Raw genomic sequence first — 25,100 nt, forward strand, 5'->3', positions numbered from 1 at the left:
TGCCGCGATCAAACCGTGCGAAAACACTGTAATGAAAAACTGTCAACGAACCCGACGCAGATAACCGTCCGAAGCAACGGTGATCAGCAACTTGTCCTGCATCTGCTGATCGATTTCAAAATCAGCGTTTTCCTTGAGATAAGCCCACACCGCAGTCTTCGGGTTGTCACCCGGGCCCCACGGACGATCCGGGAAAGCATCGGCCGGCATGTCCTCGACGACGGTGTCCATGACCACGCAATAGCTGTCCACCGACACCAATGGTGCGTAGAGACGCAACTCTTCCAGGACGTGTTCGTGGGTATGGTTGGAGTCGAGCACCACGATGACCTTCTTGCCAGCAGCCGCCTGACGCACCTGCTCGACCACCGCCGGGTCAAGGCTGGAGCCTTCGATCATGCTGATGCGCTTGATCATCGGATGGCTTTCGATGGCCTCACGGTTGTGCGCGCGGATATCGCGATCAATGCCGAGCACTTCGCCATGACCCTGCAGCTCCAGCAATGAAGCGTAGTAAATGATCGAACCGCCATGAGCGATACCGCACTCGATCACCAGGTCCGGCTTGATCCGCCAGATCAGTTCCTGCATCGCCATCATGTCTTGCGGCAATTGAATGATCGGGCGACCCATCCACGAAAAGTGATAGGTGTACTTGTGCTTGGCCGACTCGTTATAGAACTGCTGGGCCAGCGCCTTGAGTTCCTGGTTCCGGCCTTGGGCAACCACTTCAGCCTGGCACTCTGCTTCGAAGGCTTTGATCAGGTTATCGCTCATTGTTGGTCTCACTGAAAATTCATTGGGTTTGCACATGGCCAAAAGGCCTTCGCGGCAGGCGCATCAGTCGCTGCGCTGCGCCTCGAGTAATTGTTGTAACCGCTCCACCACAGCCCAGAACGCCATGGGCTCGTGGGTCGGATAGGGATAGTGGCCGAGGTTCAAATCCAGCGTTGCGCCACGCTCATGCAAGCGCTGTTCGACCAGCGCACGCACCGACACCGGTTGACCGCTGGCGCAGTTGACTACGCCAGCGAAGTCGCGCTGATGGAGGATCGCGGCGAGATGACTCGCAGCGGTTTCAATTGCGAGGAAATCGCGCAACTGCTCACCGGCCGACATGTTGAAGGTCGGCTCACCGCTATCGATCGCCCGGTCCAGCGCGGCCAACAGACTGTTGGGGTTCTGCCCTTCGCCGTGCAGGTAGAACAACCGCGCCCACTGCAGAGTGAACGACCGCTCCTGCTGCAGGTTCTGCAAAAACAAGTGCAGCGTGTGCTTGGCCAGACCGTAAGGATTGCTCGGCCGTGGCTCGGTTGACTCGCTGAGCGGGCCGCTCTGCATGCCGTATTCGAAACAGGTACCGGTAACCAGAACCTGCTGCACGCCCGCCTCGACCGCACTTTTGATAAAGCGGTAATCGGCCATCAGGTTGTGCTCGAAATGAAACAGCGCCCGATAGTTCGGCAGGCCGGGCCAGGCCAGATGCGCAAGTGCGTCGATGCCTTCGCTCAGCGCGACGACATTCAGATCGGCAGCGTGAATATCCGCGCTGACGAACTCGACGTCGTCGATCCACGGCATGCTTCGCGCCGTTTCTGCGTTGCGAGCTACCGCGCGAATTTCGCAGCCGCGTTCAAGCAATGCAGCAACCAGATGCCGACCGACGAAACCGGTAGCGCCGGTAACCAGAACCTTCACAGCACTTTCAACTCAGGCACGGCGATGACGAAGCGCCCGTCCCACTGACGCACCTGCGCCAGTTGCTGACTGACTTCTTGCAGCAGGTTCCACGGCAGCACCAGTACGTAGTCCGGTTTGTCGATTTCGATCTGCGCCGGCGCCACGATCGGAATGCGGCTGCCCGGCAAGAATTTGCCCTGCTTGTGCGGATTGGCATCGGCCACCCAGGCCAGCAGATCCGCTTTGACGCCGGCGTAGTTGAGCAAGGTATTGCCCTTGGCCGCCGCCCCGTATCCGACCACACGTTTACCGTCGGCTTTGGCCTGCAACAGGAAGCGCAGCAGGTCATGTTTGATGCGTTCGGCAGCCGGCGCGAGGGTCGCGTAGTACTCGGCGGTTTTCACCCCGGCAACGAGTTCGGTCTGCAGTTGTTGCTGGACTGCCGGAAGAACAGCACGGCGCTGGCCGTCCTTGCGTTGCACGAAAACGCGCAACGAGCCACCGTGAGTGCTCAACTGCCTGACGTCAAACACTTCCAGGCCATTGCGCTCGCACAAGGTCTGCACGGCGGTCAGCGACAGGTAGGAATAGTGTTCGTGATACAGCGTGTCGAACTGCGCGCCAGCCATCAGCGTCAGCAGTTGCGGAAACTCGAAGGTGGCGACTCCGGTCGGCTTGAGCAACGTCGCGAAGCCGGCGAGGAAATCGTTGATGTCCGGCACATGGGCAAGCACGTTGTTGGCCGCCATCAGGTCGGCGCTCCAGCCTTCGCTGCGCAATTGCGTGGCGGTGTCGCGGCCGAAGAACAGCTCACGAATCTCCAGGCCTTTTTCCCGTGCCGCTTGCGCGGTGCTGCGGGTCGGCTCGACACCCAGGCACGGGATGCCGCGCGCGGCGACGTATTGCAGCAGGTAACCATCATTGGCGGCGATTTCGACCACGCGGCTGTCGGCGCTGAGACCGAAGCGCTCGCTCATCTCGGCGACATAGCGCTCGGCGTGATTCAGCCAGGTGCTGGAGAACGAGCTGAAATAGGCATATTCGGCGTCGAAAAGTCTGTCGGCACTGGTGTAGTCCTCAGTCTGGACCAGCCAGCATTGCTCGCACACCGCGACTTTCAGCGGGACCCATTGCTCGGCCTGTTCCAGGCGATCGGCGTGCACGTAGGCGTTGGACGGCGGCGAAGTGCCGAGGTCGATCAGCGGCAGGCTCAGCGGTGCGGCGCACCCACGGCAGTTCATAGACGCACTCCAGCAAAGTGTTGATCGAGCGCGGGATGGCTGGAATCACGCGCTGACAAATTATTGACAGGCAACGGCCAGGCAATCGCCAGCCGCGGATCGTTTACCAACAAGCCGCCCTCGTGTTCCGGCGCGTAATCGGCGCTGTGCAGATAGAGCAATTCGGCGTCGTCGGTGAGCGTCTGAAAGCCATGAGCGAAACCGGCCGGAATCAACAGGCTGCGGCCATCGCCCGCCTTCAAGCGCTCGGCGTGCCAGTGCAAAAAGGTTTCCGAGTCAGGACGCAGATCCACCGCGACATCCCAGACTTCACCGCGCAGGCACGTGATCAGTTTGGCTTCCGGGGCGTTGGCATCCTGATAATGCAGGCCACGTACACTGCCCTTCTCGCGGGTGCAGGAATGGTTGATCTGGCGGATGTGGAAAGCGCTGCCGAACGCACTCAGGCTGCCTTCGCAGAACAACCGGGCGAAGTGCCCGCGCTGATCTTCGAAGCGCTTGTGCTGAACGCAGAACAGACCGGCCAATGGCAACGCTTGCAGGGAAAACTCGCTCACAGCGCGCCTCGGTACAGATTCAATTGGCCCAGAGTTACGGCGCGCATGTCATCGCCGTTCTGCCACGCCAAGTGCCAATCCAGGGTCTGCGCCAGGCACGCCTGCAACGACCAGCGCGGCTGCCAGCCGAGTACCTGCCGCGCGCGACTGCTGTCCAGACGCAGCAGACCGGCTTCGTGCAGTTCACTCGGTTCGATGCGCAGACCACGGGCTTGCGGCCAGCGATTGGCAAGTAGTTCAACCACTTCACCGACGCTGCACATGTCTGCCTCGCCGGGGCCGAAGTTCCACGCGCCAGCATATTCCGGGCCGTATTCGTACAGCGCGGCAGCCAATTGCAGATATCCGGCCAGCGGCTCCAGCGCGTGCTGCCACGGGCGCACCGCTTGAGGGTAACGCAGGGTTACCGGCTCGTCGGCAGTCCAGGCTTTCAGTACGTCGGGGATCAGTCGCTCCGGCGCAAAATCACCACCGCCCAGCACATTGCCGGCGCGTGCGGTCGCCAGGGCCAGACCGTGTTCGGCATGTTTGTCCGCCGGGAAAAACGACGCGGCATAGGACTGCGCGAGCAATTCGCAGCAGGCCTTGCTGCTGCTGTATGGATCGTGACCACCGAGGGCTTCGTCTTCGCGGTACGGCCACAACCATTCCTTGTTGGCGTAAACCTTGTCGGTGGTCACCAGTACGCAGGCGCGCACGCCGCCAACCTGACGAATCGCTTCGAGCAGGTTCAGCGTACCCATGACATTGCTTGAATAGGTGCCGAGCGGATCGCGATAGCCTTCGCGCACCAAGGGCTGCGCCGCCAGATGCAGGACGATTTCAGGCTCGGTCTCGGCGATGATTTCCAGCAAGGCGCCGAGGTCACGCAAGTCACCGCGCTGATCGTTGATGCCCTCGCTGACCCGCGCCAGTTCGAACAGGCTCGGTTCGGTCGATGGGTCCAGAGAAAAACCGCTGACTTGCGCACCAAGGCTTTGCAGCCACAGGGTCAGCCAACTGCCCTTGAAACCGGTGTGTCCGGTGACCAGCACGCGTTTGCCACGCCAGAAATCCGCATTCAAGCCCATTGCTTCCATGGGGCCTCCCCGCTCTGCCACAGCGCTTCGAGATGGTTCTTGTCGCGCAGCGTGTCCATCGGTTGCCAGAAGCCGTCGTGTTCAAACGCTTTCAATTGCTCTTCGCGGGCCAGACGCGCCAACGGCTCGGCTTCCCAGGTGGTTTCATCGCCAGCGATGTAGGGCAAGACTTTCGGCGACAGGACGAAGAAGCCGCCATTGATCCAGCCGCCGTCGCCACGGGGTTTTTCAGTGAAGCCGAGGACCTGATCGCCTTGACGCTCAAGTGCACCGTAGCGCCCCGGTGGCTGCACGGCAGTGACCGTCGCCAGGCGACCATGGCCCTTGTGGTAATCGACCAATTCACGGATGTTCAAATCGGAAACGCCGTCGCCGTAGGTGAAGCAGAACGCGTCTTCATCCTTGAGGTAACGGCCGGCACGCAAGAGGCGGCCACCGGTCATGGTCTCCTCGCCGGTGTCGATGAGGGTCACGCTCCACGGCTCGCTGTAGTTCTGATGTACGTCCATGCGGTTTTCACGCATGTTGAAAGTGACGTCGGAGGTGTGCAGGAAATAGTTGGCGAAGAAGTCCTTGATCGCGTAGCCCTTGTAGCCCAGGCAGATGACGAAGTCGTGGATCCCGTGAGCGGAATACTGCTTCATGATGTGCCAGAGAATTGGCTTGCCGCCGATCTCGATCATCGGCTTGGGCTTGAGGTGCGATTCTTCGCTGATGCGCGTGCCGAGGCCACCCGCCAAAATTACTGCCTTCATCGTCTCCCCTCTCTTTCTTCACCGGGCTGCGCATGGCTTTCTTGAGCGTTGCGGGCCAACTGCCTCTACCTTTTGCCGGACGGGGCGCCGGTGCAGTGACCGCTAGCGCTCGTTTTATGGCGATTTGAGGGGAGCTTGCAGGAAACGCGCCAGCTCGCGCGCACCGTATACCAGCTCTATTAGTTGCGTTTACGCGCTGCCATGAAAAAAGGGGGCCCGATCCACTGGATCGGGCCCCCTTCGTTACAGGCTGCGAAAACCGTTAATTACGGCAATCGGTCAAATCAGCCAAACATGGCAAACCCATCACCATTGAGTGGCAGAACATCACCGTTGGCCGCTATGAAGTGTTCGATGGTGTTGCCACCCGCGAACCAGTCTTGCAGCTTTACCCCCTGGGCGGTGGGGTCAGACACAGGGTAATAACCGTCATTGAGGTATAGGTCATCACCCACCCGTGCGAGTTGCAATGACTGGGCCGACTGAATGTTGTTCAGTTTCAGCGTGTCATTGAGACTTAGCCCATCGTCACGGATGGTCACCAACTGGGCGGTGTTGACGATGTAGGTGTCGTCACCCGCCCCCCCATTGGCAAAGCCACCAGAGCTCATTTGCCAAGGGTAAGCATTTTTTATCCCGAGCGTCAGTGAGTCATCGCCCGTCCCGCCCAGCAGGACAAAATTATTGCCCGTGCCCGTGAGCGTGTCGTTACCCTCGCCACCCTCTGCCTTGCCTGAAGCAACAATGATCGTGTCTCGCCCCGCCTCTCCGAAGGCCAGGGTGCCGGTGTCGTCCGCAGCACTGTAGATGTAGTCGTCACCGTAGCCGCCAAACAGCATGTCTGCTTGCGGTCCAAGGGAAATGCCGATCAGGTTGAACGGTCCGACGGCGGAGACCAGCCCGCCATACAGGGTGTCACCGCCATTACCGCCATACAGCACATCATTGCCCAGCCCACCCTCGAGAAGGTTTCCGGTTGCGCTGGCTGAAATGGTGTCATCGAAGTGACTGCCGACTACTCGCTCGATATTGAGCAAGACATCACCTTGAGCATCTCCGCCCAGATTGAGGTTGGTCGTCAGATTGATGTTTACCCCTGACGCACTGGTGATGTACCAGGCACTGTCATACCCTTCTCGCCCGTCGATCCTGTCGGCACCACTACCACCAATGAAGATATCGGTGCTGGCCGAGCCGGACAGCGTGTCGTCAAAGCTACTGCCCTGATAGATCTCAATGCCGGCGAAGGTGTCTCCCGCCGCGTCGCCGCTGTTGGCGTTGGTTTTCAGGTCAATGGTCACGGCGCTTTCGGACTGCTCGTAGCTGACCACGTCCTGGCCCAGCAGGCCATCGAACGCCATGGCCGCACTGGATGCAATGAAAGTATCGTTGAAACCGGTGCCACGCAGGCCCTCGATGCTGACGTAGGTGTCCCCCGCCGCGATCCCCGAATGCACGCCTGTCTTGAGGTTGATATTGACCGCTACCGTGCTGTCCGCATAGCCCACGGTGTCGATCCCGGCGCCGCCGATAAACTGGTCGGCTCCACCACCGCCGAACAACACGTCATTACCCGCCCCACCCGTAATGATGTTGTCGATGGCGTTGCCGTATCCGGTGAACGCACCGGTGCCGGTGTAGGTCAGGCGTTCGACGTTGGCACTCAGTGCGATCTGACCGTAAGTGGTCCGCACCTCGTCAATACCCCCGCCGGACTGCTCGACCACCGTGCCGCCGGCGCCATTGAGGAAGTACACGTCGTCACCCGCACCGCCTTCGAAGGTGGCCGTCATCAGGTCAATGGTGAACGTGTCGTTGAAAGCGGAACCGATGACCTTCTCGATGTTGATCAGGGTATCGCCTTCGGAGTCGCCACCCACGCCTGCGCGGCCTGGAGTGTTGTAGCGAATCTCGACGTTGATCCCCGCGGCGGAAGTCGAATAGTCAACCGTATCCATGTTCCCGACAGAGCCATCGAAGGCAATGGCGCGGCCATCGGCGACGAAGATATCGTTGTAGTTGGAACCGCGAACACCTTCGATGTCGTTGAAGGTATCGCCAGTCGCAATGCCGCTATTAACGCCGGTTTTCAGGTTAACAGTCACTGCCACCGCGCTGTCGGTGTAGCCCACCGTATCGAAGCCCGCACCGCCGAAGAACTGGTCGGCACCGCCGCCACCGAACAGCGTGTCATTACCGATGCCGCCGGTGATGATGTTGTCGATCGCATTGCCGTATCCGATGAACGCACTAGTGCCGGTATAGGTCAAGCGTTCTACATTGGCGTTCAGACTGAGCTGACCGTAGGTGGTCCGAACCTCGTCATTGCCCCCTCCAGCCTGCTCGACCACCGTGCCGCCAACACCATTGAGGAAGTACACATCGTCACCCGCGCCACCTTCGAAGGTGGCCGTAAGATTATCGAGGGTGAACGTGTCGTTGAAAGCAGAGCCGATCACCTTCTCGATGTTGATCAGCGTATCGCCTTCGGAATCGCCTCCGATGCCTGCACGACCTGGGGTGTTGTAACGAATGTCGACGTTGATTCCGGCGGCGGAAGTCGAATAGTCCACCGCATCCATGTTCCCGACAGAGCCATCGAAGGCAATCGCGCGGCCATCGGCGACGAAGGTGTCGTTGAAATTGGAGCCACGAATACCTTCGATGTCGGTAAAGGTGTCACCGGTGGCAATCCCCGTGTGGACGCCGGTTTTCAGGTTGACGGTGACGCCGACAGTACTGTCGGTGTAACCCGCCGTGTCGACACCCGCACCGCCGATGAATTGATCCGCGCCGCCGCCACCGAACAGCGTGTCATTACCGATGCCGCCGGTGATGATGTTGTCGATCGCATTGCCGTAGCCGGTAAACGCTGTGGTACCGGTGTAAGTCAGGCGTTCGACGTTGGCACCCAACGACTGCGAATAATAGTTGGTGCGCACTTCATCATTGCCACCGCCGGCCTGTTCGATGACCGTGCCACCGAGACCGTTGATGATGTAAACGTCGTCCCCGGCACCGCCTTCGAAGGTCGCCGTCAGGGTATCGATGCTGAAGGTGTCGTTGAAAGCAGAGCCGATCACCTTCTCGATGTTGATCAGCGTATCGCCTTCGGAGTCGCCTCCGATGCCTGCACGACCTGGGGTGTTGTAACGAATGTCGACGTTGATTCCGGCGGCGGAAGTCGAATAGTCCACCGCATCCATGTTCCCGACAGAACCATCGAAGGCAATCGCGCGGCCATCGGCGACGAAGGTGTCGTTGAAGTTGGAGCCACGAATACCTTCGATGTCGGTAAAGGTGTCACCGGTGGCAATCCCCGTGTGGACGCCGGTTTTCAGGTTGACGGTGACGCCGACAGTACTGTCGGTGTAACCCGCCGTGTCGACACCCGCACCGCCGATGAATTGATCCGCGCCGCCGCCACCGAACAGCGTGTCATTACCGATGCCGCCGGTGATGATGTTGTCGATCGCATTGCCGTAGCCGGTAAACGCTGTGGTACCGGTGTAAGTCAGGCGTTCGACGTTGGCACCCAACGACTGCGAATAATAGTTGGTGCGCACTTCATCATTGCCACCGCCGGCCTGTTCGATGACCGTGCCACCGAGACCGTTGATGATGTAAACGTCGTCCCCGGCACCGCCTTCGAAGGTCGCCGTCAGGGTATCGATGCTGAAGGTGTCGTTGAAAGCAGAGCCGATCACCTTCTCGATGTTGATCAGCGTATCGCCTTCGGAGTCGCCTCCGATGCCTGCACGACCTGGGGTGTTGTAACGAATGTCGACGTTGATTCCGGCGGCGGAAGTCGAATAGTCCACCGCATCCATGTTCCCGACAGAACCATCGAAGGCAATCGCGCGGCCATCGGCGACGAAGGTGTCGTTGAAGTTGGAGCCACGAATACCTTCGATGTCGGTAAAGGTGTCACCGGTGGCAATCCCCGTGTGGACGCCGGTTTTCAGGTTGACGGTGACGCCGACAGTACTGTCGGTGTAACCCGCCGTGTCGACACCCGCACCGCCGATGAATTGATCCGCGCCGCCGCCACCGAACAGCGTGTCATTACCGATGCCGCCGGTGATGATGTTGTCGATCGCATTGCCGTAGCCGGTAAACGCTGTGGTACCGGTGTAAGTCAGGCGTTCGACGTTGGCACCCAACGACTGCGAATAATAGTTGGTGCGCACTTCATCATTGCCACCGCCGGCCTGTTCGATGACCGTGCCACCGAGACCGTTGATGATGTAAACGTCGTCCCCGGCACCGCCTTCGAAGGTCGCCGTCAGGGTATCGATGCTGAAGGTGTCGTTGAAAGCAGAGCCGATCACCTTCTCGATGTTGATCAGCGTATCGCCTTCGGAGTCGCCTCCGATGCCTGCACGACCTGGGGTGTTGTAACGAATGTCGACGTTGATTCCGGCGGCGGAAGTCGAATAGTCCACCGCATCCATGTTCCCGACAGAACCATCGAAGGCAATCGCGCGGCCATCGGCGACGAAGGTGTCGTTGAAGTTGGAGCCACGAATACCTTCGATGTCGGTAAAGGTGTCACCGGTGGCAATCCCCGTGTGGACGCCGGTTTTCAGGTTGACGGTGACGCCGACAGTACTGTCGGTGTAACCCGCCGTGTCGACACCCGCACCGCCGATGAATTGATCCGCGCCGCCGCCACCGAACAGCGTGTCATTACCGATGCCGCCGGTGATGATGTTGTCGATCGCATTGCCGTAGCCGGTAAACGCTGTGGTACCGGTGTAAGTCAGGCGTTCGACGTTGGCACCCAACGACTGCGAATAATAGTTGGTGCGCACTTCATCATTGCCACCGCCGGCCTGCTCGATGACCGTGCCACCGAGACCGTTGATGATGTAAACGTCGTCCCCGGCACCGCCTTCGAAGGTCGCCGTCAGGGTATCGATGCTGAAGGTGTCGTTGAAAGCAGAGCCGATCACCTTCTCGATGTTGATCAGCGTATCGCCTTCGGAGTCGCCGCCGATGCCTGCACGACCTGGGGTGTTGTAACGAATGTCGACGTTGATCCCGGCGGCAGATGCCGAGTAATCAACAGTATCTAAATTCGCCCCCCCATCGATCTTGTCTGCACCGGCTCCGCCCATTATCAGATCATTGCCCGCCCATCCGATGATCTCATCATCACCACTCGTACCTACCAGCGTATCCGCGCCGTTTGTTCCGTTTATGACCGCCATTTATTCTTCCTTGCCTTGTTGTGAATCGGTACAGGTTCGTGTGGTGATCACAGGTCATCGCAGCGAACGTTGAAGACAGACGATTAGGTAAATATCGACAGCAAATGATTACAGCTTTAGCCGTGGCCAAAAATTCTTTCCAGAGAAGGCACTGAACAAGCTACAAACAAAAAAACAGGCGGCTTTAATCAAAGGCGCCTGTTCGAATGGTCACGACTGCATTTCAATCAATCCGCCAACCAGCCATATTCCCAATGCCGCAAATTATCACCACGCAGTACATAGTCACGCAGTACCACCTCACGCAATTCGTCGCCCATGCGATAACTGGCATCCGGATCAGCCAGATGCATGCGGATAGCCTGCAGCCACTCATCGGTCGTATTGGTCTTGATCCGCGTGCACGGCAGGTAACCTCGGTACGCCTCGGTGTCCGTACAAATGACCGGGTAGCCGCAAGCGCCGTATTCCAGCAGACGCAAATTGCTCTTGCAGTCGTTGAAGATATGAAACTCCAGCGGCGCCAGAGCCAAGTCGAGATTAAGGCTGGCAAGTTTCGCCGGGTATGCGTCAAGGGCGATGACGCCATGGAATTCATGCATATAAGGGCGCAAGTCATCCGGGCACATGCCAAAAAACACCCAGTCAACCTCGTCAGCAAGTTCGCGCACGACATCCGCAATCACCGCCAGGTCACCATGGTGACTGGTGCCGCCACCCCAGCCCACACGCGGTTTCTTTGAAGTACGGCGCTGGCTGCGCAGATTGCTCCAGAACTCTTTTGCCAACATGTTAGGCACCACACGGATATCGTGATGCATGTCTGACAAGGCATTGGCCAACGGCTCGGTCGAGACCACGACGCGATCACACAAGCCGATCCCCCGGCGCACGATCCGCTCCATCTCATGCTTGTCCGGCATGTTGCGAATGTGGGCGTTGCGATGAGGCACATCGATGACGTAGTCGTCCAGTTCATAGATGCGTCGGGCTTGGAAGTAGTTGCGCAGCAGCGGAATTTCATTGACCGGTGCTTCGGTGTAACGCCCTTGCAGAATGATCACATCCGGTGCCAGCCGCTCGATTTCGACGATCGGCGGCAGATTTACGCTGTAGCGGATCTGCCCTTGCACCCTGCCCGCCGCCTCAAGCTCGATCAGCGGTTGCGTGACACGATAATGACCGATAGCCGATGCATTGATCGGCAAACCCAGAATCTTCGGCAAGGTGCTGTGGCTGAAGGGCGTCCAGCCAGCGCGCAGGCCCGGCTCGAGGGTGAAACTGGAACCGGTATGCTTGTACAACGCCAGATTGGGATTGTAGGCCGGATCCCGCGCAATGAACGGCAGCCACCGTTTGTAGAATGTTTCTTCCTGCTGGCTGTGCGAGGTGGTTTCTTCATTGTTGACCGTCTCGATCGGCTGCGCACCAAGCGCCAGGGTCGCATAAGGCGTCCACACTACGAGATATCCCTGGCTGGCCACGCGCATGGCCAGGTCGACTTCATGCAGCGTGCGCGGCAGCTCCTGCTCGTCCAGGCCGTCAGCCGCTTCGTATACGGACTTGCGCACCATCAGGCAATCGGCGCCGACGGCGCTCAGGTTCTGCACCGCCTGCAAGCGGAACATGTACCCGGACGACTGCATCGCCTGTCCGTAGAACGGCAGACCGGCAGCGCCCTGCAAACCGAGCACCAGGCCCGCATGCAGCACATGGCCGTCGGGGTTGAAGAGTTTCGCCCCGACGATACCGACTTCCGGACGCTGGGCGTGGTTAAGCAACTCATCCAGCCAGTCACTCTGTGTGATCACGGTATAGGGGTTGAGTAACAGCACGTATTCGCCCTTCGCCTGGCCAACGGCAAAATTGCGCAATGCGGCGAGGTTACCCAGGCGCGGGTAACTCAGCACCCGCACGCGCTCGCTGCCCAGTTGCGCCATACCGTCCAGCCAGGTGCGCGCCTCGGCTGTCTCGCTGGCGTTGTCGACCAGCAACAGTTCGTACTCGCTGTAGACGGTTTTCTCCAACAGGCTTTCGACGCAGCGTTGCAAGGCAGCGACCTGGTCGCGGGTGGAAATGATGATCGACACCAACGGGCGACGCGCATGGCGGTAATCGACCCGATTGAGCAGCTCGACGCTGCCGCGGCGCAGATCATGGGCGATCCCCAGGCGATCAAGATGTGCCGACAACAATCGCGGGTTGGTTTGCGTCACGGCTGGCAAAGACAACCATTGGCTCAGGTCGAATGACGACTCGATGGCAATTTCGGCCAGATGGCCCACCACCTGAGTGCCCTGATCCTCAACCATGCGCCAGAGCATGTCGTGAGGCGCCAGCTCTGTGAACGTCGAATCGAAACCGCCCATTGCGAGAAAAGCCGCGCGCCGAAACGCCAGCGCACGACCGACGTAAGGGAAGGTGCGCATCAGGTCCAGATTGAAGTCGGGCTTGAAGGCCGGCTCCATCGACTCACCCGCACGCAAGCTGCCTTCATCGCTGTAGACACAATCCAGATCACTATTGAAGGCGATGCGTTCCGCCATCATCAGCAAGGCCGGGGCCACCAGACGATCACCGGCGCGCAGCAAGTAGAACCAGTCGGCGCCTTCGAGCTGCGGCAGCAACTGATTGATCTGTTGCAGATAGTCTTCCTGCAACGGCAGATGGAACACCCGTTCATGCAGAACCGGCTCAGCGCAATCGTTCGACAGCACCAGTGTGAGTTCCGGCGCATAGATCTGTGCGGCGAGACTTTCCAGGGTTCGCTCCAGCGCCGCAGGGCTGCCTTGCTCATCAATCACAATGGGCACAAAACGCGGTGTGGAAGGCCACTCGGCCAAAGTGTCGGGCAGCAACCGACGCTGCACGTCACTGAGCGTGCGACACTCCAGCCACTGCGCATAAAGCTCGGAAAAACTCTGGCTTTCGCCGCCCACTTGCCATTTCTGGGCACTCTGCTTGGTGCCGAGCGTTCGGCTCAGCGGCAACTCCTCCCAGACTCTCGGTGAGTCATCGGCCTTGGGCATGGGGACATAACGCACCCATCCCGGCGCAGGCGCCGACTCACCGCTGCGAGCCTTGAGCATTTGCAACAGCCATTGCCGTTCGACCTCAAGCGCGTCCTTCATCGCTTGCTGAGCGCTGAGACGATCGGGATAGAGGCGTTCGACGCTCAAGACATGATTGGAGACCATTGCATTGCCGCGCCGCAGCAGACAAACGAACAGGGCAAAATCGAGGCTTGCGACAAAACAATGGCCCGGCTGTGTCAACGCTGGCAGTAGTTCGGCCACGTCAGCACGGCGGAACAGTGCATTACTGAACCCACCGAGAATGTTCGCTGGAAACGATTCGAAGAGCGCCAGCAGGTCATCACCCTTGAACAACCCGCTGATCGGCGACAGCGGCGTGTTCTCCAGCCGGGATGGCAGGACCATGTCATCGGCGTCCCAGAACAGACGCTGAGCCAGCACCAGATTGACTTCGTCGCGATGAGCCAGCACGTCGGCCTGGCGCTCGATGCAACTGGTGAACAACTGATCGTCGTCACACAAAAACTTGATGAACTCGCCCTGGGCCTGAACCAGGCAGGCCTGCAGATTGCCGACCATGCCCAAGGTGCGCGGATTACGCACATAGCGCACGGCAACGCCGCTCTGCTCACTCAGCGCGACAACAATCGCCTCTATTTCATCGCCACGACTGTCATCGCACACGATGATTTCAAGATTGCCGTAGCCCTGACTGATAGCGCTGCGCAGCGCCCGCTCGAAGAAGCGCGGATTGAAGGCAGGAATCACAAGGCTGACAAGGGGGAGAGAATTCACGGTGGACTCGCAGGCGGCGCGAACCCGACCGGAACAGCGAGCCCTCAAACCGCGAAAAAAAGACTATAAAAACTCAAGAGCCAACGTACCGGGTGCTTGCACACCCGGTCACTATCAGATCTTGTTGAACAGACCCAACTGGCTGATTTTGCTGAACGCCAGTTGCGCAGCCTGCAACATGGTCTGCTGCAAGGTCAGGCGGGTCATGACTTCAGCCGGATCCGAATCACGAATCGAGCCCTGCGTCGTGGTGTTGGCCGTGCTCAGGCTGTCATTGGTGACGCTCTGCATATCCAGCGCCTGCCCGCGCGCACCGATCGAAGTGACCGCCGTGCCAATCTGGTTGGTAGCGGCGTCGATATTGCCGAGACCCGCCTCCATCGCACCTTGCAGTTTTTGCTTGGCTACAGGATCGCCATCGATTGGCGTGTTCAATGCGCCAATCATCTGACCCAGTGTGTCGAGAATATTCTGCGTCTGGTGATTGTTCGGCTGTATCGAGAACTGATCACCGGTTGCCGGGGTGTTGCCCAAGGCAAACGTCACACCGGCGGCCGTTGCGTTGCCACCGACCACGGTGCCCGAAGACACCGGTTTGCTGTCGGCGGTGACCGGTGCTGCGTACAGATCGAAATCGGTGGCACTGGTGAACTTGAGTACCGCGCCGCCCTGCGGGAATGCCGCAGTGTAGGCTGCCTGATCGGTGATGGTCGATCCAGTAATCACCGCTGTAGAGGTATTGCCCGGGCTGCGCGTGGTGGTGAACGTATCAGGGCTTACCGCCAGCTGAAAGCTGTGCCCGGCAATGACTGCGTCCGGGTTGGTGTCGCCTTCTTTCAGGTTGATATTCAGCTTCATGTCGATGCCACGGAAGCTGAAACTCTGGTTGGAGCCGCTGGTATTGCTGATCACGCCGTTCTTGCTCGCTTCAGCAGTCACGTCGTTGCCCAGGGCGTCGGTGATTTGCATCTGCGTGCTGCTGATGAAGCTGACGGTGTACGGCTGACCACTGGTGAATTTGGCGTTGTAAGTAGCTTCGGTACCGACCGTGCCGTTGGACAGCACCACGCGACCATCGTCCACCGCCGGGGCGGTCATCTTGACGCTGGTGCGGGCGGTATTGATGGTCTGCTGGAAGGCATCCCAACCGGTGGTGTTGGTGCCGACTGTCAGGCCATCGCCGATGCCCAGATTGATGGTGGTCTGGTCGCCGTTGTACGTGTAGGTGCCGTCGGTGTTTTGCGAATACGGCGCGGTGTCGGTTTTCGAACCGGAGAACAGGTAGTTACCGTTGGCGTCCTTGGCGTTCATCAGCCCCAGCACTTGTTGCTGGATCTGGCCCAGTTCCGCAGCGTACGCCTGGCGGTCCTTGTCGGTGATCGTGCCGTTGTTCGCGGCCAGCGCGAGCTCCTTGGCACGTGACAACGCCGTGGTGATGGCGTCCAGCGTGGACTCCTGCACGGTCAGTGCGCTTTTGGTGGTATCGACGTTGGTCTTGTACTGATCGAGCATCGCTGCCTGCTGGCCCAGCTGCAGCAGACGCCCGGCACCGATCGGATCGTCGGCGGCAGTGTTGATGCGTTGCAGGCTGCTCGCCTCGCTCGCGGTGGCAACGGCCTTGTTGAAGTTACGCTGATAATCCGAAGCTTGCGTTCCGTAATACTGGGCGGTGGAAATGCGCATGAATTACGACTCCTTAAAGGCTGTTGATCAGCGTGGCGAAAGTTTCCTGCGCAGCTTTGATGATCTGCGAAGACGCTGTGTAGTACTGCTGGTACTTGACCAGGTTGCCGGTTTCTTCGTCCAGGTTGACCCCGGAAAGCGAATCGCGGGCACCCTTGGCGTTCTCCAGAATCGCCGTGGTCGCGGCGCTGTCGGACTTGCCTTGGGCGGTCTTGGTACCGACGTTGGTCACCAGGGTGTTGTAGGCGTCGGTCAGGCTGATGCCCTTGCTCGCCGAACCGGTGTCCACGGTCTGTTTGGTTTGCAATGCGACCAGTGCCTGGGCGTTGCGGTTGTCCGAAGACGCCGCGCCGGTCAGGTTCATGGTGAAGGTCTCGCCGGTTTTCGGCGTGCCGCCCACGGTGGTCTGCACGGTGAAGGTCTTCTGCACGTTCGGCGTGACGGTAGTGTCCATCACCGGGTTGCCGCTGGCATCGACGATGCCGACTTTCAGGTTCAGCGTGTTCGATTGGCCAGGGACGATGGTGCCGGTGCCGATGGTCGCGCCTTTGGCGTCGACCAGGTTGTACGACTGGCTGCCGCCGCTGGCCGCGCCGAAGACCAGTTTGACCGGCGTCGAATTCTTCAGCGCCGCCTGCATGTCAGCCTGGGCGGTCGGGTTGTAGATGTCGATCTTGTCGCTGAGCGTCGGCTGGGTGTAAGTGCCCAGACCGTTGGCGCTGGCGACACCGGTCAGCGGACCTGCCGCAGCGATTTTCTTCGGATCGGTCAGGACCGTCTGAATGCTCGCCGCCGCGTTGCGGGTCGGCGTGATCTTGAACGAGTCACCCGCGCTCAGCGCGCCGCCATTCAAGGCCAGGGTGAAACCGTCGATCACTGGCGGCGGATTGGTCGTGGTGCTGAACGCGCCCAGATCGGTGCCGTCGGAACGCTTGACGGTGTAATCAGTGGCGCTGGTGAAGGTCACCTGATAATCGCTGGTGGTCAGCTTGCCGGTGTCCTTGATGGTCACATCGAGGTTGCCGGAGCCGGCGCTGTTGCCGTCCTTCGCAATGCTGCGCTGACTGATCAGGGCGGCACTGTTGATGTTGTTGAAAATCGCCGCGCCAAAGTCACCGTTCTTGTCGATGCCCTGGGCTTGCTGGCTGTTGATCTGATCGGCAATCACCAGCGCCACGCGACCGAGCTCGTTGAGCGATGGGTCGAGGACTTCCTTGCGATAGGTCAGCAGACCGCCGATTTCGCCACCGCTGATCACCGAAGTGATGTCGATGGTGCTCGAACCGCGATCCATCTGGATCGACATGCGCGAAGGGTCGGTCTTGCTCGCGACCATGCTCAGGCTGTTGGTGGTGTTGCCGATGACCAGCGGCTGGCCGCTGCCGACATAAATGTCGAAGCTGGTGCCGCGCTCGACGACTTGCGCACCGGTCAGCTCGGAGAGCTGACGCACGGCTTCGTTACGGCTGTCGAGCAGGTCGTTCGGCGCCCCGCCACTGGTGGAGATTTCGCCGATCTTCTGGTTGAGATTGGCGATCGCCGTGGCGAGTTTGTTCACCTGGGCAGTCATGTCGCCGAGGCTGCCGTTGATCGTGGTGTTCTGGTCGTTGAGCTGCTTGGCCAGGGTATTGAAGCGGCTGGTCAGCGCCTGCGCGCCGGTCAGCACCGACTGACGCGAAGTGTCATCGGTGGCCGACGTCGATACACCCTGCATCGAGGTGAAGAATTTCTGCAGCACACCGGTCAGGCCGGTGTTGGTGTCCGACAGCATGGCGTCCAGCGGCGTCGCCTGCTTGAGAAACGCAGCCGATTCGCTGTCCAGCGAAGTCGCGGTGTGCAGCTGCGATTCCAGGTACGAGTTGTACACCCGGCGCACGTCGGCCAGGGTCGTGCCCGTGCCGATGAAAACGCTGCCGTACTGCTGCGAGGACTTGGTGCCCTGCACGGTTTGCTGACGTGAATAACCGGCGGTGTCGACGTTGGCAATGTTGTTGCCTGTCGTAGCCAGAGAGGACTGGCTGGCCGACAGTCCCGACATCCCGATATTGAGCAAACTCATGGTTCAGACCTTATTACCTGGTGCCTTATAAAGGCGTGGTGGAGACACCCGCCGCAGCGTAGTTTTCAAAACTGTTCATCTGCTTGGCAATTTGCGAAATCTTCGTCGCGTAGTTCGGGTCGGTGGCGTAACCGGCCTTCTGCAACTCGCGTACAAACTGTTCTGGGTTATCGGCCGACTTCAGCACTTCTTGATAGCGATTGTTGCTCTGCAGCAACGTCACCAGATCGTGGAAGCTGTCCTTGTACGAGGCGTAGGAACGGAACTCGGCCGTCTCCTTGACCATCGCGCCATTGCGGAACTCGCTGGTGATCGCGCGGGCCGAATCGCCCTTCCAGTTACTGCTGGCCTTGATGCCGAACAGGTTGTGGCTGCTACTGCCATCCTGAGCGCGCATGACCGATTTGCCCCAACCGGTTTCCAGTGCCGCTTGCGCCACCAGATAACGCGGATCGACGCCGATGCGGTCGGCGGCTTCCTTGGCCATCGGCAGCATGGTGTTGACGAATTCGTCGGCGGAACTGAAGGCCTTTTTCGCCGGTGCCAGCGGAATCTGCGCCATAGCGCGGCCGTAGACCTGCATCTGCCCGCCAGCGGCTTTCTGCTCTTCGGCACGGGCCAGCCAGTCGCCGTTGTACAAAGCGCCGGAGCCTGTGACGGCGGTAGTCGCAGCACGTTGCGGCAAGGCGTTGGTCGCTGCGGCCGCAGTGCTGGCAGTGGCCACGCTCGGCGCCGACGGCACCAGGCCTGCGAGCAAGCGATCGGCCAGTTTCGGCGGCAATGCCAGACGCCGCTGGTTGATCAGCGCCATGTCGTTGCGATGGGAAATATCGGTGTTGTTCGGCGCATGCACCGAGCGCGATGCCCACAACGGACGCTCGCCGTTCACGCGGGACAGCGGACCGGTGGCGACGGTGCCGGCGGCAATCGGCGTCGGCACGGCGGCGGCCTTGGCCAGCGCTTCCTGCTGCTTGGCGGCGGACGCAGCTGCAGCCTCGCCCGGTGCCATCGGTTTGTTCTTCGACATCTGCCGGATCAGCACGTCGGCCAGACCTATACCACCGCCCTCGCGGGACATGGAAACCGCCAACTGCTGGTCGTACATTTCCTGATACTGCTTGGCCGCCGGCGTGTTCAGCGGGTTGTCCTGACCAAGCGCTTCGGTGGCCGAGCGCATCGACTTGAGCATTTCGCCGAGGAACAGCGACTCGAATTCCTGCGCAACCTTGCGCATGTTTTCGTCGCTGTTCTTGTCGCCGACCTTGAGCTGGTTCAGACGATTGAGGTCGGAGTAGGAACCCGAATCGCTGCTGCTGACCAGACCGCTTTTGCGCATATCCATGGTGGCCGGCCTCAGATCACGATCAGGTCGGCTTGCAATGCGCCGGCCTGCTTCAGAGCTTCGAGAATTGCCATCAGGTCACCCGGTGCTGCGCCGACCTGGTTCACCGCACGGACGATCTCGTCGAGGGTGGTGCCCGGGCCGAACTTGAACATCGGTTTGGCTTCCTGTTCGGCATTCACTCGCGAGCGCGGTACAACAGCGGTCTGGCCGTTGGACAGCGGGCCAGGCTGGCTGACGATCGGGTCTTCGGTGATGGTCACCGTCAGGCTGCCGTGGGTCACGGCGGCTGGCGACACTTTCACGTTCTGGCCGATGACGATGGTGCCGGTACGCGAGTTGATGATGACTTTTGCCACCGCCTGACCCGGATCGATTTCAAGGTTTTCCAGAATCGACAGGTAGTCGACTCGCTGGCTCGGATCCAGTGGCGCAGTGACCCGCACCGATCCGCCGTCGATGGCTTGGGCGACGCCAGGGCCGAGCATGTCGTTGACCTTGTCGACGATGCGCTTGGCGGTGGTGAAGTCGGAACGGTTGAGGTTCAGCGTCAGGCTGTTGCCCTGGTTGAAACCGCTCGGCACCGCACGTTCCACCGACGCACCGCCAGGGATGCGACCGGCCGACGGAACGTTGACGGTAATCTTCGAACCATCACGGCCTTCAGCGTCGAAACCGCCAACCACGAGGTTGCCCTGAGCGATTGCGTAGACGTTGCCGTCGATACCCTTGAGCGGCGTCAGCAGCAAGGTGCCGCCGCGCAGGCTCTTGGAGTTACCGATCGAGGACACGGTGATGTCGACCTGCTGACCCGGTTTGGCAAACGCTGGCAGATCGGCACTCACCGACACCGCCGCGACGTTCTTCAACTGCACGTTGCCCGATCCCGGCGGCACCTTGATGCCGAACTGCGAGAGCATGTTGTTGAAGGTCTGCAGGGTGAACGGGGTCTGCGTCGTCTGGTCACCGGTGCCGTTAAGCCCGACCACCAGGCCGTAACCGATCAACTGGTTGGAGCGCACGCCGGAAATGCTGGCGATGTCTTTCAGCCGCTCGGCGTGTGCGGTGAACGCCGCAGACATCAACAACGCGGCCACCATAAGGCTTTTCAGATTCAACGTAGCCACCTAGAAAGGGAACAGCGGGCTGAGGAAGAAACGGTCGAACCAGCCTGGCTGACTCGTATCGGCAAACGCGCCGGTACCCGAGTAGGTGATGCGCGCATCGGCGACACGGGTCGACGACACGGTGTTGTCGGTCGCGATGTCATCAGCGCGGACCATGCCGGCGATGCGCACCAGTTCGTCACCAGTGTTGAGCGTCAGCCACTTCTCGCCACGCACGGCGATGATGCCGTTGGGCAGCACGTCGGCTACGGTCACGGTGATCGAACCGGTCAGGCTGTTGCTCTGCCCGGACTTGGCGTCGCCCTTGGTCGAGCGGTCGGCGCTGTAGCCGGCGTTGAGGCTCAGGTCACCGCCGCCAATCGGGTTGTTGGTGGTCAGGCTGGAGCCGAACAACGAGGTCAGACCGATCGAGTTATCGCTGTTCTTGTCCATCTGCGAGTTGGCGTTCTTGCTCGCCTGGGTGCGCTCGTTCAGGGTGATGGTGATGATGTCACCGACCCGGAACGCCTTGCGGTCGCTGTACAGGTTCTGCTCGAAGCCGGCCTGATAGATCGAGCCGTTGTTGGCAGCCGCCGGCAACGGTGTGCGCGGCAACACCGGGGCGTAGTAAGGGTCATTGGGCTTGGGCGTCGGGGCGACGCAGCCCGCGAGCGAGACGACCCCACTCAATGCCAGAACAGATACAAAGCGCTTCATGACCCTACCTCACGGTGTTGCTGGCGACCTCAGGCCGCCCCAAAGACTGGATTACAGATTCTGCGTTACGAACGAGAGCATCTGGTCGGCGGTGGAGATCACCTTGGAGTTCATCTCGTAGGCGCGTTGAGTGGTGATCATGTTGACCATCTCTTCAACGGTGCTGACGTTGGAGGTTTCCAAGGTGTTCTGCAGCGTGGTACCGAAACCGTTGAGGCCCGGGGTGCCGATCTGCGGCGCGCCGGAAGCAGCGGTTTCCAGGAACAGGTTGTTGCCCACCGCTTGCAGGCCGGCCGGGTTGATGAAGTCGGCGGTCTGCAGGTTGCCGATCACTTGCGAGGCCGGGTTGCCGGCGATGGTGATCGACACGGTGCCGTCACGGCCGACAGTGAAGGTCTGCGCATCGTTCGGAATGATGATCGCCGGTTCCAGTGCGAAACCGCTGGCGTTGACGATCTGGCCATTGGAGTCGAGGTGGAAAGTACCGTCACGGGTGTAGGACGTGGTGCCGTCCGGCTGCAGGATCTGGAAGAAACCGCGACCGTCGATGGCCATGTCCAGTGGCTGCTCGGTGGTTTGCAGGCTGCCGGCGGTGAAGTTTTTCTGGGTGCCGACAATGCGCACACCGGTACCCACTTGCAGACCCGACGGCAGTTCGCTGTCCTGGGTCGACTGGGCACCTGGCTGACGCTTGATCTGATAGAGCAAGTCCTGGAACTCGGCACGGTCACGTTTGAAACCCGTGGTCGAGACGTTCGCCAGGTTGTTGGAAATGGTGGTCAGGTTGGTGTCCTGGGCGGACAGACCGGTTTTGGCAACCCATAGAGCCGGAAGCATTCGATTCTCCTCGTGCGCCTGTTTTACGGCGCGACGTTCTGATAATTAGCTGATCTGCAAGACCCGAGCCATGGCCTGGTCGTCGTCTTTGGCGGTGTTCATCATCTTGACGTGCAACTCGAACTGCTTGGCCAGGGCCAGCACCGAAGTCATTTCTTCCACGGCATTGACGTTGCTCGACTCGAGGAAACCCGAGACCAGTTTGACGTTGGCGTCGGCTTGCGCCGGCTGGCCGTCCTTGGTGTAAATCGAACCGTCGAGGCCTTTGTTCATGTTCTTGATGTCCGGGTTGACCAGTTTGATCCGGTCGACTTCGGCCATGACGCGCGGGCCTTCGCCCATCGCGCGAATGCTGATGGTGCCGTCTTCGCCGACTTCGACCTGCTGCTCGGGCGGCACGGCGATCGGGCCGCCATTACCGATCACCGGCATGCCGTTGCCGGCGCGCAATACGCCGAGGGCGTCGATGTTGAGGCTGCCGGTGCGCACGTAGCTTTCACCACCGCTGGGGTTTTGCACGGCGATGAAACCGTTGCCGGATACCGCGACGTCGAGTTCACGTCCGGTCTGCACCAGCGAGCCCGGCGTGAAGTCGGTGGCGGGACGTTCGCTCATGGCAAACGCACGCGCCGGAAAGCTGTCACCGAACACCGGCATCGAACGCGCCTGCTCGAGGTCGCGCTGGAAGCCGTTGGTGGAGATGTTCGCCAGGTTGTTGGCATGCGCCCGCTGCGCCAGTGCGTTCTGGCTGGCGCCGGTCATTGCCACATAAAGGTACTTGTCCACTGTGTTTCCTCTGCATGCCGGACGTTTGCCGCCCACCGCTGTACTGCTCAGCCATAAGCAATTTGCAGACCAACTTTTTATTGGCGGGCGAATGCCCGGTAAACAGGGGACTTGAGGGGATCGGAGGGGGAATTTGAAATGGGTGGAAGACGAAAAACCGGCGGTGTCATGCCGGTTGGTGGCAATCCTCAGTTCAGCGGGGGGATGGCGATCCTGTGGCGAGGGGATTTATCCCCGTTCGGCTGCGCAGCAGTCGCCAAGCCTGCAAATGAGGTCGCTGGGAAGGAAAAGCGGGGCGGCTTCGCCGCCCATCGGGGATAAATCCCCTCGCCACAAAGGCTCTATTTAGCTTTCGGAGGTTTTACCCACCTCATACTCACGCAGCTTATTGGCAATGGTGGTGTGCGAAACCCCCAGCCGCTTGCCCAACTGCCGACTACTCGGGTGCTCGGAATACAAGCGTTCCAGCACGGCTTTCTCGAAACGCCCGACGATCTCGTCGAGACTTCCGTCGAGGGAGAAGTCGCCAAGCGGCTGACGCACGCCGTAATCCGGCAGGCGAATATGTTCGGCCTTGACCGTGCCGCCGTCGCACAGGGAAACCGCCTGGAACAGTACGTTCTCCAACTGCCGCACGTTGCCCGGCCAGTGGTAATGGCTGAGGCGATCCATCGCCGCCGGGGCCAGTTTCGGCAGCGGACAGCCGATCTGCCGACTGGCCTGATCGAGAAAGTGTTCAACCAGCGGCGTCAGACCGTCGAGGCATTCGCGCAGTGGCGGGATGTGCAGCGACAGCACGTTCAAGCGGTGATAGAGATCCTGACGAAACTCGCCGCGCGCGCACAATTCGGACAAGTCCACCTGGGTCGCGCAGATCACCCGCACATCGAGATAGACCTCTTCATCACTGCCGACGCGACGGAAGCAACCGTCCTGAAGAAAGCGCAGCAGCTTGACCTGCAAGCGCGGGCTCATCTCGCCGACGCCATCGAGAAACAGCGTGCCGCCAGCGGTCAACTCCAGCAGGCCAAGCTTGCCCTCAGCACGAGCGCCTTCGAAAGCGCCGGGGCCGTAGCCGAACAGTTCGGTCTCGGCCATCGACTCCGGCAGTCCGGCGCAGTTGAGCGCCATCAACGGTGACTGTCCGCGCGGGCTGGCGAGGTGGCAGGCGCGCGCCAGCAGTTCCTTGCCAGTGCCGGTTTCGCCTTCTATTAATAGCGGCGCATCCAGCGGCGCCATGCGCCGCGCTTCGCGGACCACAGCGGCCATGACTTTCGAGCTTTGAAAGATGCTGTCGAACCCGCGCAGCTCTTGCTTGCGCACATTGTAGATTCGCTCGCCGACCCGATCGGCGCGGTGCAGCGTCAGCACGGCGCCGGCCATGGCCTCGCTGTCATCGTGCTCCGATTGCAGCGGCGCGATGTCGGCGAGAAAGATGTCGCCCTTGACCTTGACGCGCATGCCGTTGATCCGCGATTTGTTGGCGCGCACCAGTTCGGGCAGGTCGAAATCCTCGGCGTAGCGCGACAGCGGAATCCCCGGCACCTCATCGACGCGCACGCCGAGCAACTGCGCCGCCGCGCGGTTGGCCGCAACGATCGAGCCGCCCATGTCGATCGACAGCACCGGAAACTCCAGCGCGCCAAGCAGTGCGTTCAATTCCATGTGCCGGCGTTCACTGGGCATCAGCCCGACGCGCTTGACCCCAAACACCCCGCCGATCGCCTCGAACTTGGGGCGCAATGCCTGGAACTGGATGTTGATCAGGTTCGGGCAGTGCAGATAGATCGCATTGCCATGCTCACCGCCAACTTCACCGCGGGCAACGTTGATCCCGTACGCCACCAGCAGATTGAGAATGTCGCGCAGGATGCCGATGCGGTTCTGGCAGTGGACTTTGATGCGCATAGAAAAAGGCCCGACAAGATTGGGAAATTGACCAATGCCCGTGTGGGAGCGAGTTTGCTCGCGAAGGCGGCGGCACATCCTGCATTGATGTGTCAGGCCCACCGCTTTCGCGAGCAAGCTCGCTCCCACAGGGAAACGCGTTGCGCGCCGAACTGTTTTCTGTCGAGGCACGCAGATAGTTGTCAAGATTATGTGACAGCCCCTGCCCTTTTCAAACCCGCCAATCACCGTAAATGCGCATTACCCGACAAAGCGTAAAGATAACTTTACGAAACAAGCAGAATTTTCCTACGAATTCACCGCTCAA

At 60.2% G+C, this 25,100-nt stretch carries 16 protein-coding genes; all 16 read right to left on the reverse strand.

The annotated features are described in order from the left end of the window. Positions 1-42: 42 nt before the first annotated feature. Entirely contained in the window at positions 43-777 is a 735-nt protein-coding gene (locus KVG85_RS12670; RefSeq protein WP_207808714.1) for a cephalosporin hydroxylase family protein, read from the reverse strand. 63 nt (positions 778-840) lie between these two features. Continuing rightward, a complete protein-coding gene (locus KVG85_RS12675; protein ID WP_217864016.1) occupies positions 841-1,698 on the reverse strand; it encodes an NAD-dependent epimerase/dehydratase family protein in 858 nt (285 codons plus the stop codon). After that, complete coding sequence (locus KVG85_RS12680) at positions 1,695-2,921, reverse strand: class I SAM-dependent methyltransferase (protein WP_217864017.1); 1,227 nt, start codon at positions 2,919-2,921, stop codon at positions 1,695-1,697. Before KVG85_RS12680 ends, KVG85_RS12675 begins: the two co-directional genes overlap by 4 nt. Next, on the reverse strand, positions 2,918-3,478 hold the full coding sequence (locus KVG85_RS12685; RefSeq protein ID WP_217864018.1) for a dTDP-4-dehydrorhamnose 3,5-epimerase family protein: 561 nt from the start codon (positions 3,476-3,478) through the stop codon (positions 2,918-2,920). Before KVG85_RS12685 ends, KVG85_RS12680 begins: the two co-directional genes overlap by 4 nt. Further along, on the reverse strand, positions 3,475-4,557 hold the full coding sequence (gene rfbG / locus KVG85_RS12690) for a CDP-glucose 4,6-dehydratase (protein ID WP_217864019.1): 1,083 nt from the start codon (positions 4,555-4,557) through the stop codon (positions 3,475-3,477). Before rfbG ends, KVG85_RS12685 begins: the two co-directional genes overlap by 4 nt. Continuing rightward, positions 4,539-5,312 carry a glucose-1-phosphate cytidylyltransferase gene (rfbF, locus tag KVG85_RS12695; RefSeq protein WP_207808727.1) on the reverse strand — a complete coding sequence of 258 codons (774 nt, stop codon included), beginning with the start codon at positions 5,310-5,312 and terminating at the stop codon, positions 4,539-4,541. Before rfbF ends, rfbG begins: the two co-directional genes overlap by 19 nt. Before the next feature lie 284 nt (positions 5,313-5,596). Next, entirely contained in the window at positions 5,597-10,525 is a 4,929-nt protein-coding gene (locus KVG85_RS25960; RefSeq protein ID WP_225926666.1) for a beta strand repeat-containing protein, read from the reverse strand. 227 nt (positions 10,526-10,752) lie between these two features. Next, a complete protein-coding gene (locus tag KVG85_RS12710; protein ID WP_217864020.1) occupies positions 10,753-14,355 on the reverse strand; it encodes a glycosyltransferase in 3,603 nt (1,200 codons plus the stop codon). 114 nt (positions 14,356-14,469) lie between these two features. Then, a complete protein-coding gene (locus KVG85_RS12715) occupies positions 14,470-16,038 on the reverse strand; it encodes a flagellar hook-associated protein 3 (RefSeq protein ID WP_217864021.1) in 1,569 nt (522 codons plus the stop codon). A gap of 13 nt (positions 16,039-16,051) precedes the next feature. After that, positions 16,052-18,097, reverse strand: a complete 2,046-nt coding sequence (gene flgK / locus KVG85_RS12720; protein WP_071171415.1) for a flagellar hook-associated protein FlgK — start codon at positions 18,095-18,097, stop codon at positions 16,052-16,054. Positions 18,098-18,122: 25 nt separating this feature from the next. Continuing rightward, positions 18,123-19,439 (reverse strand): flagellar assembly peptidoglycan hydrolase FlgJ, encoded by a 1,317-nt coding sequence (flgJ, locus tag KVG85_RS12725; protein WP_122602227.1) that lies wholly within the window; start codon positions 19,437-19,439, stop codon positions 18,123-18,125. An 11-nt stretch (positions 19,440-19,450) separates the two neighbouring features. Next, positions 19,451-20,539, reverse strand: a complete 1,089-nt coding sequence (locus KVG85_RS12730; RefSeq protein WP_024012083.1) for a flagellar basal body P-ring protein FlgI — start codon at positions 20,537-20,539, stop codon at positions 19,451-19,453. Between the two features lie 27 nt (positions 20,540-20,566). Continuing rightward, positions 20,567-21,262, reverse strand: a complete 696-nt coding sequence (gene flgH, locus KVG85_RS12735; RefSeq protein WP_016771110.1) for a flagellar basal body L-ring protein FlgH — start codon at positions 21,260-21,262, stop codon at positions 20,567-20,569. A gap of 51 nt (positions 21,263-21,313) precedes the next feature. Further along, entirely contained in the window at positions 21,314-22,099 is a 786-nt protein-coding gene (gene flgG / locus KVG85_RS12740) for a flagellar basal-body rod protein FlgG (RefSeq protein WP_016771111.1), read from the reverse strand. Between the two features lie 45 nt (positions 22,100-22,144). Then, positions 22,145-22,885 (reverse strand): flagellar basal body rod protein FlgF, encoded by a 741-nt coding sequence (locus KVG85_RS12745; protein ID WP_016771112.1) that lies wholly within the window; start codon positions 22,883-22,885, stop codon positions 22,145-22,147. Positions 22,886-23,230: 345 nt separating this feature from the next. Continuing rightward, positions 23,231-24,793 carry a sigma-54-dependent phenylalanine hydroxylase transcriptional regulator PhhR gene (locus tag KVG85_RS12750; protein ID WP_016771113.1) on the reverse strand — a complete coding sequence of 521 codons (1,563 nt, stop codon included), beginning with the start codon at positions 24,791-24,793 and terminating at the stop codon, positions 23,231-23,233. Positions 24,794-25,100: the final 307 nt, after the last annotated feature.

The sequence above is a fragment of the Pseudomonas triticicola genome, from assembly GCF_019145375.1.
Lineage (GTDB): Bacteria > Pseudomonadota > Gammaproteobacteria > Pseudomonadales > Pseudomonadaceae > Aquipseudomonas > Aquipseudomonas triticicola.

Coding starts and splice junctions, on each gene's coding strand:
- KVG85_RS12670 (WP_207808714.1), bottom strand. CDS start 777: ATGAGCGATAACCTGATCAAAGCCTTCGAAGCAGAGTGCCAGGCTGAA.
- KVG85_RS12680 (WP_217864017.1), bottom strand. CDS start 2,921: ATGAACTGCCGTGGGTGCGCCGCACCGCTGAGCCTGCCGCTGATCGAC.
- rfbG (WP_217864019.1), bottom strand. CDS start 4,557: ATGGAAGCAATGGGCTTGAATGCGGATTTCTGGCGTGGCAAACGCGTG.
- rfbF (WP_207808727.1), bottom strand. CDS start 5,312: ATGAAGGCAGTAATTTTGGCGGGTGGCCTCGGCACGCGCATCAGCGAA.
- KVG85_RS25960 (WP_225926666.1), bottom strand. CDS start 10,525: ATGGCGGTCATAAACGGAACAAACGGCGCGGATACGCTGGTAGGTACG.
- KVG85_RS12715 (WP_217864021.1), bottom strand. CDS start 16,038: ATGCGCATTTCCACCGCCCAGTATTACGGAACGCAAGCTTCGGATTAT.
- flgK (WP_071171415.1), bottom strand. CDS start 18,097: ATGAGTTTGCTCAATATCGGGATGTCGGGACTGTCGGCCAGCCAGTCC.
- flgJ (WP_122602227.1), bottom strand. CDS start 19,439: ATGGATATGCGCAAAAGCGGTCTGGTCAGCAGCAGCGATTCGGGTTCC.
- KVG85_RS12730 (WP_024012083.1), bottom strand. CDS start 20,539: ATGGTGGCCGCGTTGTTGATGTCTGCGGCGTTCACCGCACACGCCGAG.
- flgH (WP_016771110.1), bottom strand. CDS start 21,262: ATGAAGCGCTTTGTATCTGTTCTGGCATTGAGTGGGGTCGTCTCGCTC.
- flgG (WP_016771111.1), bottom strand. CDS start 22,099: ATGCTTCCGGCTCTATGGGTTGCCAAAACCGGTCTGTCCGCCCAGGAC.
- KVG85_RS12750 (WP_016771113.1), bottom strand. CDS start 24,793: ATGCGCATCAAAGTCCACTGCCAGAACCGCATCGGCATCCTGCGCGAC.